Here is a 16,756-nt window from a genome sequence, read left to right on the forward strand (position 1 = left end):
GGCATTCGCAATCGCCCTCTCGACCGCGTGGAGCTGCTGGGCGAGGTCGACACAGGGACGGCCGGCCTCGATCATCTGGATGACGGAGGCAAGATGGCCATGCGCCCGCTTCAAGCGGGCGATGATGTCAGGATGGTTGGCATGGGTCATGAAGCTTCCTATCCCCCCGGAGGGGATAAGGCAAGTGTGTGTGACTGGCCTGGCAATGGCGTTCCCCCCGGGGCCGCCTCGCTGCTCCAATCAGCCAGGGCTCCTCATGTTCGACACTCGCTCCGAATGCACGCACCGTCACCTGCTCTTGTGATTGCGCTCTCCGGAGCGGACGCGAGCGCATGGGTCCTCGGCGCGGGGCACGCCATCAAGGCGGTGGCCTTTGCCGGCGCGCCTCCGCCGCACGATCCTGGATGCCCCGTTGGCCACTCTCGTGCTTGTTCCCACCTTGAGGGTAGAGTACTTATCCCGGTCCCAAGAAAAGAAATTCGATAGAGTCTCATGTCATGGCTGAAATAGATGGGCGCGAGCGTCGAGCGAGACATGAGACATCCGGCTTCTGGCTCGAAATGGTACAAACCTGGGGAGGAGGCACGCGCGTGGAAGGCACTGGAAAGCCGACCCAGCTCGCAAGGCTGAAAGCTCGCCTTGAGCAGCTCGGACATCCGACGCTCGTCACCCGCGAGCCGGGCGGATCGCCCTTGGCCGAGGATATCCGGACATTCATTCTCGCTGGCCGCGCCAAGCCCTTGGGACCATTCGCCGAAGCCATCATGTTCGCGGCCGCGCGGATCGACCACCTGGACAGCGTCATCGTCCCGGCGCTCCGGAGCGGCACAATCGTGCTGTGCGATCGCTTCACGGCTTCCACCCGTGCCTATCAGAGGGCGTCCGGAACGATCCCGGCGTCGCTGATCGACGATCTCGAGCGCGTGACCCTGGCGGGCACCAGGCCCGACCTGACCTTCATCCTGGACATGCCGGCTGAGGCCGGGCTTGCCCATGGCGGTGAGCGCGGGGCGGGAACAGGCGGGGAGGGTGGCCGCTCCGAAGACGAGGATCTCGCCTTTCACCGGTCCCTGCGGCAGGCCTGCCTCGCCATGGCCAAGGTCGCCCCGCAGCGCTGCGCCGTCATCAATGCCGATCAGCCGGCGGACGAGGTCGAGGCCGCAATCTGGGCGACCCTGCGGGACCGGTTTCCTGCGCTGACCGAACATACCGAGAGGCCTCTCGATGTCGCGTGACGTGCAGGAGGCTCTCGATCCCGATCAGTTCGATGGGGCTCCGCATCCGCGGGATCAATTCTCTTTCTTCGGCCACCGGGAAGGCGAGGGCGCCTTTATCGAGGGCCTTCGCAGCGGCCGGCTGCACCACGCCTGGCTGATCGGCGGGCCGCAGGGAATCGGCAAGGCGACTCTCGCCTATCGTCTCGCCAGAACCGTCCTCGATCCGCGTCGCGCGAACGATCCGGAGCTCGGCAGCCTGGACGTGCCGCCGGATGCGGGCGTGGCGCGGCAGGTCTCCGCCCTGTCGCATCCGAACCTGTCGGTTCTGCGGAGGGCTCCCGCCACCGACAAAAAGGCCGCGTCGACGACCATCCCGGTCGATGCTGTCCGAAAGGCCCTGAACATGTTCGGCTCGACGGCCGCCGACGGAGGCTATCGGGTTTGCATCGTCGACAGCGCCGAGGATCTCACCATTTCGAGCGCCAACGCGCTCCTCAAGGTGATCGAGGAGCCTCCGCCGCGCTCTCTGTTCCTGATCGTCAGCCATGCTCCGCAGAGGGTTCTGCCGACCATCCGCTCCCGTTGCCGGAGACTGCTTCTGCGCCCCCTGGACGACGCCCAGATCACAGCCGCCATCCGTTCCCTCGGAGGATCATGGGCCGATTTGCCTGGCGAATTGCTCGATCAGGCCCTGCCTTACGGCGAAGGGTCGGTGCGGCGGACACTCGAATTGCTCGACGCGGACAAGGTTGCGTTCATCGAGCAGGTAACGCGACATCTCGACAGCTTGCCACGGGTTGACACCCGGCAGATCCATGCCCTGGCCGAAGCGCTCGCGAAGCGGGATGCCGACGACAGCTATGAACTCGCCCTGGAAACCATCGAGCGATGGGTTTCCGGCAAGCTGCGCGAACAGGCAGGCATCGGCCCCGCACGCCTTGCGCCTTTGGTGGAGGTATGTGAGAAGATGGCCCGGACGGCTCGCGAGATCGACGTGTTCAACCTCGACCGCCGGCCCTTCATCCTGACGCTGTTCGACGATCTTGCTCACGCGGTTCGGCGGGCAACCTAAGCGCGCGTCGGGACCATTGACGAGATTTCAGAGTTTTCAAGGTTCCGCCATGGCCGACAAGCAAAAGTTCTACATCACCACGGCTATCTCATATCCGAATGGCGCGCCCCATATCGGCCACGCCTATGAGGTCGTCGCGTCGGATGCGATCGCGCGGTTCAAGCGCATCGACGGCTATGACGTGTTCTTCATGACCGGCACGGACGAGCACGGCCTCAAGATTCAGCAGACCGCGGACCGGAACGAGACGACTCCGAAGGCCTTCGTGGACGAGATGGCCGCGAAATTCCGCGCGATGGCGGACCGCCTGGATTGCTCCTACGACCGTTTCATCCGCACCACGGATGCGGATCACCTGCCGTCGACACAGGAGCTGTGGCGCCGGATGCAGAAGAAGGGCGACATCTATCTCTCCAAGTATTCCGGCTGGTACTCGGTGCGTGACGAGGCCTATTACGACGAGAGCGACCTGACGAAACAGCCGGACGGAAGCTGGCGTGCGCCGACGGGTGCCCCTGTCGAATGGATCGAGGAGGAAAGCTATTTCTTCCGGCTCTCCGCCTATCAGGACCGGCTGCTCGAGCATTACGCGGCCCATCCGGATTTCATCAGCCCGGAGACCCGCCGCAACGAGATCACGAGCTTCGTTCGCTCGGGCCTCCAGGATCTCTCGATCAGCCGCACCACCTTCAACTGGGGCCTGCCGGTTCCGGGCGATCCGAAGCACGTGATGTATGTCTGGATCGATGCGCTCAACAATTACCTGACCGGCTGCGGCTTTCCGGACGAGAAGGATCCGCGCTGGCACTATTGGCCCGCGGACGTTCACATCATCGGCAAGGATATCGTGCGCTTCCACACGGTCTACTGGCCGGCCTTCCTCATGTCGGCGGAGCTGCCGCTGCCCAAGCGCGTGTTCGGCCACGGCTTCCTGCTCAACAAGGGCGAGAAGATGTCGAAATCGGTCGGCAACGTGGTCGACCCGTTCGACCTCGCCGAGACCTATGGCGTCGACCAGATCCGCTATTTTTTCATGCGTGAAGTGCCCTTCGGCCAGGACGGCAACTACTCGCACGAGGCGATCGTCAACCGCATCAACGCGGATCTGGCGAACGATCTCGGCAACCTCGCCCAGCGCTCGCTCTCGATGATCGCCAAGAACTGCGAGGGCGCCGTTCCCCAGCCCGGTGAGTTCACGCAGGCCGACCAGGACATTCTGTGGCTTGCTGACGCGCTGCCGGAGAAGGCGAGGGCGGCCATGAAGGATTTCGCCGTCCACACCACCCTGGGCGAGATCTGGGCCGTGGTCGCGGAGGCGAACCGCTACTTCGCGTCCCAGGAACCCTGGGTCCTCCGCAAGAGCAACCCGGAGCGCATGAACACCGTCCTGTACGTCACGGCCGAGGTTCTGAGGGCGGTCGCCATCCTGGCCCAGCCCTTCGTGCCGAATGCTGCGGCCAAGCTCCTGGATCTCCTGTCCGTCGGGCCCGCCGAGCGGGTTCTGGCGGCTGTCGGCCCTGAGCATCGTTTGGTCGCAGGAGCAGCCCTTCCGCAACCGGCTCCGATTTTCCCGCGTTATGTGGAGGCGGAAGCATCCTGACGCTTCCGCTTCGACAGGCCCACGGGCCTTCAGCGGAAGTAGGAGATGTACACCACGTTCATGTTCGCGACCGGGATCGAGGGCAGCATCCCGACCATCAATAACGGCCGCACCCGCATCGACCAGATGGAGAAGTGCGGCCACTACGAAAACTGGCTGACCGATTTCGACCTTCTGGCCGATCTCGACATTCAGGTCCTCCGGTATGGCCCGCCCCTGCACAGGACCTTTCTCGGACCCGGGCGTTACGACTGGTCCTTTGCCGATATGACCTTCGGCGAGCTTCAACGCCGCAACATCATTCCCATCGTCGATTTGTGCCATTTTGGCGTTCCGGACTGGATCGGGAATTTTCAGAACCCGGATTTCCCAACGCTTTTCGCCAGTTACGCCGAAGCTTTCGCACAACGCTTTCACTGGGTTCAGCTCTATACCCCCATCAACGAGATGTTCATCTGCGCTACCTTCTCGGCGGCGTTCGGCTGGTGGAACGAGCAGATGCGCAGCGACCGGGCGTTCGTCACGGCCCTCAAGCACATCGTGAAAGCCAATGTGCTCGCCATGGAGCGCATCCTCCAGGTGCGCCCGGACGCTCTGTTCATCCAGAGCGAATCCTCGGAATATTTCCACGCGGAGAATCCCGCCGCAATCAAGCCCGCCGAAATCATGAATGCGCGGCGTTTCCTGTCCCTCGATCTCAATTACGGGCGGCGCGTCGACTCGGAGATGTACGAGTTCATCATGGACAACGGGATGACGCGGGACGAATACCACTTCTTCCTCAATCGGTCGTCGCTGCGCCATCACTGCATCATGGGCAACGATTACTACGTCACCAACGAGCACCGGGTGCGCCAGGACGGATCCTCGAAAGCCGCCGGAGACGTGTTCGGCTACGACGAGATCACGCGCCAGTACTATGATCGCTACCGCTTGCCGGTGATGCACACGGAAACGAACCTGATGGAAGGGCCCACCGGCGAAGAGGCCGTCAACTGGCTCTGGAAGCAATGGGCGAACGTGCTCAGGGTTCGCAATACCGGTGTCCCCATCGTCGGCTTCACCTGGTATTCCCTGACCGATCAAGTGGATTGGGACGTGGCGCTGCGCGTGGAAAACAATCGTGTCACGCCCGTTGGCCTCTATGATCTGAACCGCAACATCAGACCCGTCGGCCGGTGTTACAAGCAGTTGATCCTGGATTGGTGCGATGTTCTGCCGGCCCAGAGCGTGTGCCTCACGGTTCCCGTGGTCTGGCCGCACGATATCGATGAGATCACGGTTCGCAGGCATCAGGACAGGCTCCGCAGGATGCGGAACAAGGAGTCCCTGGAGGACGAAGAACCGGCAGCGACGACCCAGGAGGTTCGTCGCTAGACGAACCCGGCGATCCGATCTATGCAGCCCGGATGGTTAACGGCCCGGAGGAGGGCGCCTTCACCGATGCTGGTCGACAGTCATTGCCATTTGGATTTTCCCGACCTTCAGGCCCGCCTGCCCGCGATTCTGGAAGCGGCCCGCGCCGCCGGCGTCGGGCGGCTCGTGACGATCTCCACTCATGTGGCGCGCCATGAGACCTACAGGGCTCTGGCCGAGGCGCACGACGACGTTTTCTTCACGATCGGCACCCATCCGCACAACGCCGCCGAGGAGCCCGACGTGCCTGCGGCCCGCCTGGTGGAACTCGCCGCTCACCCGCGCTGTATCGCCATCGGGGAAGCCGGTCTCGATTATCATTATGACAAGAGCCCGCGCGACGTACAGCGGAAGGTCTTTCGCACCCATATTGAGGCGGCGCGCGAGACCGGCCTGCCGCTGGTGATCCACGCACGCAACGCCGACGAGGACATGATCGAGATCCTTTCGGACGAGATGAGGCGAGGGCGGTTCGGCGCTGTTCTGCATTGTTTCTCGTCGGGCGAGAAGCTCGCCCAAGTCGGCGTCGAACTGGGGCTTTACGTTTCGTTTTCGGGCATTCTGACCTTCAGGAATTCGGACGAGATCCGCCGGATCGCGGCTGCCGTTCCCCGCGACAGGCTGCTCGTCGAAACGGATGCTCCGTATCTCGCACCCGTGCCGTTCCGCGGCAAGACCAACGAGCCGGCCTATGTGGCGCATACGGCGCAGGTTCTGGCGGGCGTCGTCGGCGTGTCCGAGGATGAAATCGCCAGGATCACGACGAATAATTTTTATCGCCTGTTCTCGAAGGCGGCGAAGGCCGACGCGGTTCCCGGGCAGGCATCGGCGCAATGACGTTGAAATTAACCATACTGGGGTGCGGTTCTTCGGCGGGCGTGCCGCGTGTGGGCGTCGGCTGGGGCGCATGCGACCCCAAGAACCCGAAGAACCGGCGCAGGCGCTGCTCGATCCTCGTCGAGAAGACAGCGACGGGCCACGCCCCGACCAGCGTCCTTGTCGATACCGGGCCCGACCTTCGGGACCAACTGCTCGGGGCCGACGTGAAGCGTCTCGATGCGGTCCTTTATACGCACGAGCACGCCGATCACATCCACGGCATCGATGACCTGCGACCGCTGGCGATCGCCATGCACAAGCGCATTCCGGTCTATGCCGACCGCATGACCGCCGAGCTGCTTCAGATGCGGTTCGGCTACTGCTTCAAAACGCCGGCCGGCAGCAGCTATCCGCCGATCCTGGAGATGCGCCCGCTGATCCCCGGCGTCACGACCGCGATCAGCGGGCCGGGTGGTTCGGTTGAGGCCATACCGTTCCGGATGGTCCACGGCGACATCGATGCCTTGGGCTTCAGGTTCGGCACCGTGGCCTATGCGCCGGACGTGAGCCGGATGCCGGACGAGAGCCTGGGCTATCTAGAAGGCCTCGACGTCCTGATCATCGACGCCTTGCGCTATACGCCGCACCCGACGCATTTCTCGGTCGCCGAGGCGCTGGATCTGATCGGGAAGGTCAAACCGAAGCGCGCCGTCCTGACGAACCTGCACACCGATCTCGACTACGAGGCGCTGCGCCGCGAGCTGCCGGCCAACATCGAGCCAGCCTATGACGGCCTGAAGATCGAAGTGCCTTAGCGCCAAGCGGGTGGAGCAAGACCGAGGACCGAACCGATGCTTCATCCTATGTCCAGACGGCTCCTGACCGGCTCCCTAAGGAACGGATCAATTTCGGTTCCATAATATATCTTATGCGAAATTGATATCCAGGCGACGGGCCGCCTACTCTCACTTGGATTGCTTGGGCCGTCGGCGGCATGAAGCTGGGTCGTTGCCGCACGAAGCCTCTGCGACGCGCCGCCGAACCGACATGCCGGGAAAAACAGGCTGCCCTTGCCGCTCAAAATCTGGGCCGCTGAGCCCTAAATGAAGGAGATCACAGGATAAGGTGGATTCCATGCCAAGCAGCAACGACGAGACTGAGCCCAGTTTGGATGATCTCGGCTCCGGGAAGCGGATCAACTTCCGCGACTATCCGAGTACGGGCCTTGTCGTTCTCGCGGCCATGATCTCCGGTCTGGGTTGGCTCGCCTACAGATGGTCCGGAAGCAAGCGCAATGGCCGCCCTGTGGCTCCGGATCAGTCGCAGAAGGCGGAAAGCGTAGCCGGGAACTCACCGGCGCAGAAAAAGAGCGATCGGCCATAGGTCATCAGCGCGATCTCCGGAAAAGGCTGCGCCTGGTGGTCCAGCGGGTCGGCGCGAAAGCCAGCACGGCCACGATGAAGGTAATGAGCAGGAGCGCGATCACCGCCTGAACGATCCCGAAATTAGGAGCGTCCTTGGCGATGAACCAAGCCGCCACGATTCCGGCGATAGCCATCAGACTACGGACAATCCAGGAGATCACGCTATTATCCTCGAACGAAGGGCATGGTGCCGGCACGGGCGCCCGCCGGCTTTTCATAATCACGATAGCGCCCTGCCCTCCAGTGGGTTTGATCGAGATCAAGGTTCCGCTGGATAAAGCCGTCCAGGATCGGAACCAGCCTGACATCCGATCCATGCCCAGCGCTACGTTGCCCTACCTTGAACAAAGTATCGTGTTCTTAACGTAGGTTAATGCGTCGAGCGAACATATTTTCAAATCGGAAAGTCAGCGGAGGGAGCCATGCCGATGGATGTGGAGCACCCGCGTATCCAGGGATTTACGAAGACCGACGGAGTGTACTCGCCCGATATTCTGCCGCAGCTTCAATCGCTCTTGGCCAATTTGGCCGATCTCGATTGCGCCTGCGAGAGAAGCCTTGAGCGGATCAGGCGCAGCCCGAGCGACGAAGACCACAAGCGCAGGATGATCGCCGCTCTTCTGCAGCGCCATCAGGAGCAGCGCGCGCCCTATGTCGAGGAGCTGACGGCTCTGAACGACCAGATCAGGGCAGGGTTCGGATAGGGGAAGCGGACGCTCCCGGCAGGGTACCGAGCCACATGAAAGAGGCCCGCTCCATGACAGCCATGGTCCTCCACGACGTGCGCACTCCGCTCGTCCGTGAGGAGCGGCCCCTGCCCTCGCCCGCTCCGGGCGAGATCCGGTTGGCGGTGGAGGCTTGCGCGGTCTGCCGCACGGATCTCCACGTCGTCGACGGCGATCTCCCACAGCCCAAGCTGCCGGTGGTTCCGGGCCATGAGATTGTCGGAAAAATCGACAAGCTGGGCGAGGGTGTCGTCGGGCTCGGGCTCGGAGAGCGCGTCGGAGTTCCCTGGCTCGGCCATACCTGCGGACATTGCCGTTATTGCACCTCGGGCCGGGAAAACCTCTGCGACGCGCCCCTGTTCACCGGCTATACGCGGGACGGCGGCTTCGCTTCCCATGTGGTCGCCGACGCCGCCTTCGCTTTCCCGCTGCCGGAGGAGGCCGACGCGATTGCGCTCGCCCCCTTGCTCTGCGCCGGCCTGATCGGCTGGCGGTGTCTTGCCGCGGCCGGTCCCGCCAAGACGATCGGCCTCTATGGCTTCGGAGCGGCCGCCCATATCATCACGCAGGTCTGCACATGGCAGGGGCGGCGCGTTTTCGCCTTCACACGCCAGGGCGACGATGCCGCCCAGGATTTCGCCCGTTCGCTCGGCGCAACCTGGGCCGGCGGCTCGGATGAAAATCCACCAGAGCGGCTCGACGCGGCGATCGTCTTCGCGCCGGTCGGAAGCCTCGTCCCCATTTCCCTGAAGGCGGTGGACAAGGGCGGCAGGGTCGTCTGCGGCGGAATCCACATGAGCGACATTCCGCAGTTTCCCTACCGGCTCCTCTGGGAGGAGCGGCAGATCCTCTCCGTCGCGAACCTCACCCGGAAGGATGCCCGTGAGTTTCTGTCGATTGCGCCCAAGGCCCGCATCAGGACGGAAACCGTGCCTTATCCGCTGGAAGCGGCCAACGAGGCTCTGGCAGATCTCAGGGCGGGCCGGTTCCGAGGAGCGGCGGTTCTGGTTCCGGAACGCCCGTAGAAAAGGACGCGTCGGCCTCCGCATTCAGACACCAGAGGACATCCCATGCTCCAGAACGTCCACAGCATCCTGATCGGCGTGACCGAGGAAGGCGACGCGCACGAGACCTCCTCCGCGCTGGCCTATGGCCTCTCCCTTGCCCGCGAGGCCGGCGCTCATGTGACGGTCGAGGCAGCCTCCTTGAAGCTCGTCCTCACCCAGGCCTTCGTCAGCACGTTCGCGGCCGGGCTCATCGCGGCCGAGAACCGGCGCCTCGATGCCCTCGCGAACGCCGTCGCGGACAGCGCCCGGCAAGCCGCCGCGACGTCGGGTCTCCTCTGCACGACGCAAACTCCGCAGCTCGCCTACCAGGATCTGCTCAAGAGCTTCGTTTCACTCGCCCGGATCCATGATTTCACGGTTCTGGACGCGGAGCCCGTCGCCCTCGCGGTGGACCGCGGCCTGATCGAGGCCATCCTGGAGGATAGCGGACGGCCCCTGATCGTGGTTCCGCGCGGCCGTGAGGCGTTCACGGGCGCGCGCCTCATCGTCGCGTGGGACGGGAGCGCGAAAGCAGCGCGCGCCCTCAACGACGCCATGCCTCTTCTCCGAGAGGCCGATCAGGTCGAGCTGGTCAGCGTCACCGGCGAGAAGGACCTGAAGGACGCGGTTCCAGGTGCGGATATCTGTCCGCACCTGATCCGCCACGGCGTCAACGCGACCGTTCTGGACCTCCCGGCCCGCGACGGCGATGTGGCCGAAACATTACGCAACCATGCCGTCCTGACACGCGCGGACATGATCGTGATGGGTGCCTTTGTCCATTCCCGGCTGCGCCAGGTCGTGCTCGGCGGAACGACCCAGTCGCTCCTCAAGAGCTGTCCCGTGCCTCTGTTTCTTTCCTATTGAGCAGCCGTGAGGCAGCCCGGCTACCGGGCTCGTGCGCCGAGGCGGCGCATGGCGTCGAGCCATGCCGTTCGTTTCGTGTCGCTCATTCCCTCGATCATCCCGATGAGCGTGTGCCGGTTCGGGCCGACGCCGACGAGAGCCAGGATACTGCGCTTGAGGCTCTTCAGGCTGTGAGCCCCGAAGTACCACCGGTACACGAAGGCGGGCATTCCCATCGTGACGATGATGCGGGACGAGCGCCCTCCGAGCGCCATCTTCCAGCTACCCCCCTTCCCTGCGCCGCCCGCCATGAAGGCCGGACGCAGGACCTGCTCCAGGAAGCCTTTAAGGAGCGCAGGCATGGCGCCCAGCCAGAGCGGATAGATGATGACCATGTGCTCGGCCCAGGCCATCGCTCGCTGCGCCTCCATAAGGGCCGACGGCGCCGGGGCGCTGTCCCAATCCTGCTTCGACCGCAGCAGAGGGAAGTCAAGTTCGGCAACCGGGATCACGCGGATGTCGTGACCGCCGTCCCGTGCCCCTTGAGCGTAAGCCTCGGCCAGAGCGTGGCAGAAATGTCCCCCGCCCGCTGTGGGATGGCCCTGGACGATCACAATGCGCGTCACGTCGATCTCCGCTGTCTGATGACACGCCGAGGTCAGTGAGCCACCAGGATCGGGCGATCCGATGCGGTGAGCATGGAACGCGTGGCGCCGCCGAACACCTGCTCTCTGATCCGGGTATGGCCATAGCCGCCCATGACGACGAGATCCGCTGCAAGGCGGCGCGCCTCTTCCAGGATGACGTCGCCGACGGGTCGGCCCTGGCTCGCGGCCGTCAGGACTTCGGCGGTCACGCCATGATGGGCGAGATGTGTTTTCACCTCCGCCCCGGGAATCGCACCTCCCGGGGGATCCGCGACCAGGATGACCGTGCGGTCCGCCCGCGCGATAAAGCTCAATCCTTCCCGCAGGGCCCGGGCCGCCTCGCGGCTCCCGTTCCAGGGAACGAGCACAGTCTTGATCGGGCTCGGGCTGCGCTGGCCCGGCGGCACGAGCAGGAGCGCCCGCCCGCTGCCGAAGAGCACCGCCTCGACGAGATCGGACCAGAGGGATGCGCCGGCCTCGCCATAGGGTCGCGTCGTCACGAAGAGATCCGCGCAGCGCGCCTGCTCCACCACCTGCGCCGACAATCGCCCGAAGGTTTCGTCCAGCCGCCGAAATTCGCTGGGGACCTCAAGGCCGGCGAGTCTCTCCGCCAGACGCTTGGCGATGACATCCCCCTCCTCGCGGGCTCGTTCATCGAGATCGGCGAGAACCTGCATCGCGGCCGCGCCGCCATCCATCGGCATCACGACCGTGAGCTCGGGGAGCTGGTTGGTGTAAAGGCCGATCAGGTGAGCCCGCTCCGCAGATGCGATGGCGCGCGCATGCTCCAGCCGGATCTCGTCTTCGGAGCTCCCATCGAGATGCACCATGATGTCTTTGAGCATCGCTCTGTCCTCTATTCTGCGGGCATGACGGCCAAGCCCAGCTTACCGTCGATCATCATGGGAGCGAAATCGGGACGAATGCTTTGATTTGGAGCAAACTGCGCGAGAACGGCCCGGGTTAATATGAGCGATCCAGAAGTCTCGCCACACGGGACGGAGGCTGTAATGGCATCACATCCATCGAGTGCTCTCACCACGCGTCCTGAGCCGGGGACACCCGCCGTTCCTCGTTCACGGCGGATCGGTCTTCCGGCCGCCTCGGCAGCGCCCCTGCCTGCCCTCCCCGTCAGGCCGCCGGACGATGTGGAGCTTCATCAATTACGGGATGCCCTCGATCATGCGACGCATGCGGGATTGGCACGCCTCACGGGCGGCTTGTCGCCGGCTGCGCTCGCCAGCGCGTATATGGATTGGGCAGGCCATCTCGCCATCTCGCCGGGCAAGCAGGTCGAACTCGCCACGAAGGCGGCCCAGAAGTGGGAGCGCCTGATGCAGTACGTGCTCCGTCGCGCGACCGATGGGGAGTGCTGCGAGCCGTGCATCGAGCCACTGGCCCAGGACCGGCGCTTTTCCGAGCCCGAGTGGCAGCAGTGGCCCTTCGCCCTCATCTACCAGGGGTTCCTGCTGCAGCAGCAATGGTGGCACAACGCCACGACCGATATCGACGGCGTCACCAAGCAGCACGAGGCCGTCGTCGAGTTCGTGTCGCGCCAGATCCTCGACATGGCATCGCCTTCGAATTTCGTGGCCACGAACCCGGTCGTGCAGCAGCGCGCTTTCGGAACGGGCGGCTTGAATTTCGTGCAGGGATTCCGGAACTTCGTGGAAGACTGGGAACGAATCGTCCGCTCGAAGCCTCCGGCCGGCGCGGAGGATTTCCAGGTCGGGCGCGACATCGCCGTCACGCCCGGCAAGGTGATCTACCACAACCGCCTCATCGAACTGATCCAGTATGCGCCGACGACAGACAAGGTCAGGCCAGAGCCGATCCTGATCGTTCCGGCTTGGATCATGAAGTACTATATCCTCGACCTTTCGTCCGAGAATTCCCTCGTTCGCTATCTCACGAACCAGGGGTTCACGGTCTTCATCATCTCCTGGAAGAACCCGACGGCAGAGGACAGGGATCTCGGAATCGACGATTACCGGCGGCTTGGAATCATGGCCGCCCTCAACGCGGTCAACGCCGTCGTGCCCGACCGGAAGGTCCATGCTGTCGGCTATTGCCTCGGCGGGACGCTCCTGTCCATCGCCGCTGCCGCCATGGCGCGCGACAGGGACGAACGCCTGCAGACGGTCTCGCTCCTGGCCGCGCAGGTCGATTTCCGGGAGGCCGGGGAACTCACCCTGTTCATCAACGAAAGTCAGGTGCACTTTCTGGAAGACCTGATGCGCAGCCAGGGCTATCTCGGCACGCGGCAGATGGCCGGAGCCTTCCAGCTCCTGCGCTCGAACGACCTCATCTGGTCGAGGCTCATCCGGCACTACCTGATGGGCGACCGCACGCCGATGAACGATCTCATGGCCTGGAACGCCGATGCCACCCGCATGCCCTATCGCATGCATGCGGAATATCTGCGGCAGCTCTTTCTCGACAACGACCTCGCCGAAGGCCGCTTCCGTGTAGACGGCCGCTCCATTGCCGTCAGCGACATTCGCGTGCCGATCTTCACGGTCGGAACGGAGCGCGATCATGTGGCTCCCTGGCGCTCGGCGTTCAAGATCCATCTCCTGGCCAATACCGACGTGACGTTCCTCATCGCGTCGGGCGGGCACAACGCGGGGATCGTAGCCGACCCGGAACGACCCGGGAGCCGCTATCAGGTGCTCACGAAACCCGCGAGGAGCCACTACCTCGATCCGGACACCTGGACGAAGGTCGCGCCCCGGCACGAGGGTTCGTGGTGGCCGGAATGGACGCGCTGGCTGGCAATGCATTCAGGGGAGCTCACCGATCCGCCCGAAATGGGAGCAGCCGCGCACGGCTATGGTCCCGAATGCGACGCTCCGGGCACCTACGTTCACCAGGCCTAGATGGCGAAGCGGTGAAGGTTATTCATCCGGGGCTTGGCTGAAAGGACGGGGTTTCCGGACCCTCAGCCTTCCAGGGCTTGCCCTTGAGATCGGGAGCAGAGGTCCCTCCAGGATCTCTGCTCCGAATCCACCTGGAAACGCTCCTCAATAGGCCATGAACAGCGGCACAGGACTCTGTCGCAACAGGGCCTGGGTGACGCCCCCGAACACCAGCTCGCGCAACCGGGAGTGGACGTAGCCTCCCATCACGATCATGTCGGCGCGGGTCAGGGTGGCGTGGTTGCGCAACGTCTCGGCCACGTCGCCCTCCAGGGCCGGCAGGGCCTGGACAATCACGTTGACACCGTGGCGGGTCAGATGCGGCGCAATGTCGGCACCGGTGACGGTGGCAGGCAGTTCCTTCTCTCCCATCACGGCGACCACCTCCACGGCCTCCGCAGCCCGCAGGAGCGGCATGGCGTCGGCGGTGGCCCGGGCAGCACGCCCGCTGCCATCCCAGGCAAGGATGATGCGGCGGGCGCGGAACGCATCCTGCTCGGGCGGAACGACGAGGAGCGGGCGCCCGCTATCCATCAGCAGGGCGTCGATCAGGCCCCGGTCGGGAGCAAGGGTTTCCGCCTCGGCGTCGATGACGGTGAGATCATGCAGGCGCGCCTGCGTCCTGAACACCGCCAGCAGTTCCGGATAGCTGAGATGCGGGCTGTCGACGGAGCAGGCTATTCCCGCCGCCGCGGCATCGGCCTGCGCACTGCGTGCGGTCGCTTCGGCAAGGGCATGAAGGCGCCGGTTCTCCTCGTGGACAAGGCCGGCCACGACCTTGCTGATCCCGGCGCTCGACAGGTCCAGCTTGACGGAGACGGCCTGCACCGTGACGTGAGCGCCCGCCTGCTGCGCCAGCGAAAGGCCGTAGCCCAGGGCGGACGAGGTCTCGTCCGGGCCGAACTCCTTCGTCAGGCCGATCAGGATGCTCTTGATGTTCTCGATCATGTGATTCCTCCCGCAGACGCTCCAGATACATGAACACAGGAGAGATGGTGGACGGATTTGCGACGGCCGCCTTGATCTGCCGCAACGCTTCCGCTCGATCCGGCGTACGCAGCGTCGAATATGGCTCAGCCCCGAAGAGCCCTCAGGGCATTGAGGATGACGGCGACATCGATGGCCTCCTGTATCAGGGCGCCTTCCACGGGAACCAGGTAGCCCGACGCGGCCACGACCATTCCGACGACGGACAGGCCGATTCCGGCATAGACGCTTTGCAGGGCAATCCGCCGCGACCGGCGCGCCACCTGTACCGCGCCGAGGATCTTGTCCAGTTGGTCGACGAGCAGCACAACGTCGGCCGCTTCCGCGGAGGCTGCGGCTCCCTTCGCACCCATGGCCACCCCGAGATCGGCCGCGGCAAGGGCGGGAGCGTCGTTGACGCCATCCCCGATCATCATCACTGGCCCGTAGCGCCGCTCCGCCTGCACCACTGCGATCTTTCGGTCCGGAGTCAAATCCGTATGGACGGCGTCGAGGTTCAGCCCCTCCGTGACCTTATCGGCGACGTCGCGGCGGTCTCCGGTGGCCAGCACAATCCGCTCAATTCCCAGCCGTCTCAGATCCGTGACCAGGTCGGCCGCCTCCGATCGCAGGCGGTCGGCGAGGACAAGAAGACCGGCGGCGCGCCCGTCAACGGCCACGGCGACGAGCACCGCCCCTGCGGGGTGGTCTCCATTGGCGAAAGCCGCCCCGTCATCCGGAACATGCCTGGCCACATAGCCGATCCCGCCGACGAGCACCCGCCTGCCATCGATGGTTCCCTCCACCCCCTCGCCCGCGATTTCCTCGATATCGGCTGGCACGAAGAGGTCCAGACCGCGGGCCTGCGCCTCCTTCACGAGGGCACGGGCGATCACATGCTTGGACGCCTGATCAAGCGACGCGGCGAGTCTCAGGATCTGGTCGGGAGGCAGGTCGGCTAGAGGCCGGATCTCGACCACCTCGGCCTGTCCGTGCGTGAGAGTGCCGGTCTTGTCGATGACCAGGGCCCGGACGCGGGCGAGCGTCTCCAGCGCCTTGCCTCCTTTGACCAGCACACCGGCCTTGGCGGCTCGCGACACGCCGGAGACGATGGCGACGGGAACCGCAAGGATGAGTGGGCACGGGGTTGCGATCACCAGCACGGCGAGCGCCCGAATGGGGTCGCCGCTCCACAGCCAGGCGCCGCCGGCGAGCGCCACGGTCAGCCCCAGAAACCACATGGCGAACCGATCCGCCAAGCGGGCCATGGGCGCCTTGGCGCTCTGCGCCGCCTCGATCAGGCGGACGATGCCCGCATAGGTGCTCTCCGCGGCCCGGTGGGTGGCGGTCAGATCGAAGGCGCCGCCGACGTTCGTCACGCCGCTCAGAACAGGCTCAGCCGTACTTCTCTGCACCGGCAGCGACTCGCCCGTCAGGGCCGACTGGTCGAGGACCGCCACGCCATCGGCCACCACCCCGTCCACGGGCACCACATCGCCCTGCCGGATGAGAAGGCGGTCCTGGGGTGCGACGGCGTCGAGAGGAACCTCCTCCAGTTTGCCGTTGCGATGGCGGACGGCGGTCCGGGGCACACGCGACAGAAGGGCCGTCATCTCACGGTTGGCCCGACGCTCGGCGAAGCTCTCCAGGTACTGCCCTCCGGCATACATGAGCGCGACCACGACGGCCGCGAGGTACTCGCCGAAGGCAAGGGCCCCCATCATCGAGAGGGCAGCGACGATGTCGAGCCCGACGTCGCCGCGCCTGAGGCTCGCCACGATCTCGATCAGCAGGGCGGCCAGGACCGGGACTGTCGCTGCGGCCCAGATCGGCCCCGACCATGACCCAGACCCTGCAAGACGCGCTCCAAAGCCCGCAAGCAATCCCAATGCGGGCAGGATCACCAGGACGGGACGGATCACCCTGTGGAGATTGTGCAGCGACGGCGCGGCAGGGGCCCCAGGAAGCCGAAGGCTGGCGGAGACCGGAGAGTGGGTTTTCTCAGAACCAAGCATCAGCAAGAGCCACGGTTTGTGCAGGACAATAGTGGGATCATGCGG

17 protein-coding genes are annotated in these 16,756 nt (G+C 64.6%); 11 read left to right on the forward strand and 6 right to left on the reverse strand.

Annotation, left to right across the window (positions count from 1 at the left end):
* The coding region (locus ACS5Q0_RS24760) for a metal-sensing transcriptional repressor (protein ID WP_473129346.1) at nt 1–150 on the reverse strand (150 nt) is incomplete at its 3' end.
* A 347-nt stretch (nt 151–497) separates the two neighbouring features.
* Here ACS5Q0_RS24760 and tmk point away from each other — a divergent pair.
* The 7 genes from tmk to ACS5Q0_RS24795 all read left to right on the forward strand — a co-directional run bounded on the left by tmk (nt 498) and on the right by ACS5Q0_RS24795 (nt 7,507).
* Nucleotides 498–1,235, forward strand: coding sequence for a dTMP kinase (gene tmk / locus ACS5Q0_RS24765; protein WP_473129318.1), 738 nt, complete (start codon nt 498–500; stop codon nt 1,233–1,235).
* Complete coding sequence (locus tag ACS5Q0_RS24770) at nt 1,225–2,289, forward strand: DNA polymerase III subunit delta' (protein ID WP_473129319.1); 1,065 nt, start codon at nt 1,225–1,227, stop codon at nt 2,287–2,289. The genes tmk and ACS5Q0_RS24770 overlap by 11 nt, the downstream gene beginning before the upstream one ends.
* 49 nt (nt 2,290–2,338) lie before the next feature.
* A complete protein-coding gene (gene metG / locus ACS5Q0_RS24775) occupies nt 2,339–3,889 on the forward strand; it encodes a methionine--tRNA ligase (RefSeq protein ID WP_473129320.1) in 1,551 nt (516 codons plus the stop codon).
* 45 nt (nt 3,890–3,934) lie between these two features.
* Complete coding sequence (locus ACS5Q0_RS24780; protein WP_473129321.1) at nt 3,935–5,266, forward strand: family 1 glycosylhydrolase; 1,332 nt, start codon at nt 3,935–3,937, stop codon at nt 5,264–5,266.
* 66 nt (nt 5,267–5,332) lie between these two features.
* Nucleotides 5,333–6,142 (forward strand): TatD family hydrolase, encoded by an 810-nt coding sequence (locus ACS5Q0_RS24785; RefSeq protein WP_473129322.1) that lies wholly within the window; start codon nt 5,333–5,335, stop codon nt 6,140–6,142.
* Nucleotides 6,139–6,939 carry an MBL fold metallo-hydrolase gene (locus ACS5Q0_RS24790; RefSeq protein ID WP_473129323.1) on the forward strand — a complete coding sequence of 267 codons (801 nt, stop codon included), beginning with the start codon at nt 6,139–6,141 and terminating at the stop codon, nt 6,937–6,939. Before ACS5Q0_RS24785 ends, ACS5Q0_RS24790 begins: the two co-directional genes overlap by 4 nt.
* 319 nt (nt 6,940–7,258) lie before the next feature.
* Entirely contained in the window at nt 7,259–7,507 is a 249-nt protein-coding gene (locus tag ACS5Q0_RS24795) for a hypothetical protein (RefSeq protein ID WP_473129324.1), read from the forward strand.
* A gap of 4 nt (nt 7,508–7,511) precedes the next feature.
* Here ACS5Q0_RS24795 and ACS5Q0_RS24800 read toward each other — a convergent pair whose 3' ends face one another.
* The gene (locus ACS5Q0_RS24800) at nt 7,512–7,709 is read right to left on the reverse strand and encodes a hypothetical protein (protein ID WP_473129325.1); all 198 of its coding nucleotides are present in this window, start codon (nt 7,707–7,709) and stop codon (nt 7,512–7,514) included.
* A 261-nt stretch (nt 7,710–7,970) separates the two neighbouring features.
* Between ACS5Q0_RS24800 and ACS5Q0_RS24805 the strand changes: the two genes are divergently transcribed.
* The 3 genes from ACS5Q0_RS24805 to ACS5Q0_RS24815 are packed head-to-tail and all read left to right on the forward strand — an operon-like array spanning nt 7,971 to nt 10,186.
* On the forward strand, nt 7,971–8,252 hold the full coding sequence (locus ACS5Q0_RS24805) for a hypothetical protein (RefSeq protein WP_473129326.1): 282 nt from the start codon (nt 7,971–7,973) through the stop codon (nt 8,250–8,252).
* A gap of 53 nt (nt 8,253–8,305) precedes the next feature.
* On the forward strand, nt 8,306–9,298 hold the full coding sequence (locus tag ACS5Q0_RS24810; protein WP_473129327.1) for a zinc-dependent alcohol dehydrogenase family protein: 993 nt from the start codon (nt 8,306–8,308) through the stop codon (nt 9,296–9,298).
* 45 nt (nt 9,299–9,343) lie between these two features.
* Nucleotides 9,344–10,186: a universal stress protein gene (locus ACS5Q0_RS24815; protein WP_473129328.1), complete on the forward strand. Its 843-nt coding sequence runs from the start codon at nt 9,344–9,346 to the stop codon at nt 10,184–10,186.
* Nucleotides 10,187–10,206: 20 nt separating this feature from the next.
* On the opposite strand, the gene ACS5Q0_RS24820 is transcribed toward ACS5Q0_RS24815, so the two are convergent.
* The gene (locus tag ACS5Q0_RS24820) at nt 10,207–10,791 is read right to left on the reverse strand and encodes an NAD(P)H-dependent oxidoreductase (RefSeq protein WP_473129329.1); all 585 of its coding nucleotides are present in this window, start codon (nt 10,789–10,791) and stop codon (nt 10,207–10,209) included.
* A 32-nt stretch (nt 10,792–10,823) separates the two neighbouring features.
* Nucleotides 10,824–11,657 carry a universal stress protein gene (locus tag ACS5Q0_RS24825; RefSeq protein ID WP_473129330.1) on the reverse strand — a complete coding sequence of 278 codons (834 nt, stop codon included), beginning with the start codon at nt 11,655–11,657 and terminating at the stop codon, nt 10,824–10,826.
* A 165-nt stretch (nt 11,658–11,822) separates the two neighbouring features.
* Between ACS5Q0_RS24825 and ACS5Q0_RS24830 the strand changes: the two genes are divergently transcribed.
* A complete protein-coding gene (locus ACS5Q0_RS24830; RefSeq protein WP_473129331.1) occupies nt 11,823–13,691 on the forward strand; it encodes a PHA/PHB synthase family protein in 1,869 nt (622 codons plus the stop codon).
* Nucleotides 13,692–13,835: 144 nt separating this feature from the next.
* Here the strand turns inward: ACS5Q0_RS24830 and ACS5Q0_RS24835 are convergent, their stop codons facing one another.
* Nucleotides 13,836–14,678 (reverse strand): universal stress protein, encoded by an 843-nt coding sequence (locus ACS5Q0_RS24835; protein ID WP_473129332.1) that lies wholly within the window; start codon nt 14,676–14,678, stop codon nt 13,836–13,838.
* A gap of 125 nt (nt 14,679–14,803) precedes the next feature.
* Nucleotides 14,804–16,711, reverse strand: coding sequence for a heavy metal translocating P-type ATPase (locus ACS5Q0_RS24840; protein ID WP_473129333.1), 1,908 nt, complete (start codon nt 16,709–16,711; stop codon nt 14,804–14,806).
* Nucleotides 16,712–16,756: the final 45 nt, after the last annotated feature.

The organism is Microvirga sp. HS2 (genome assembly GCF_055792805.1).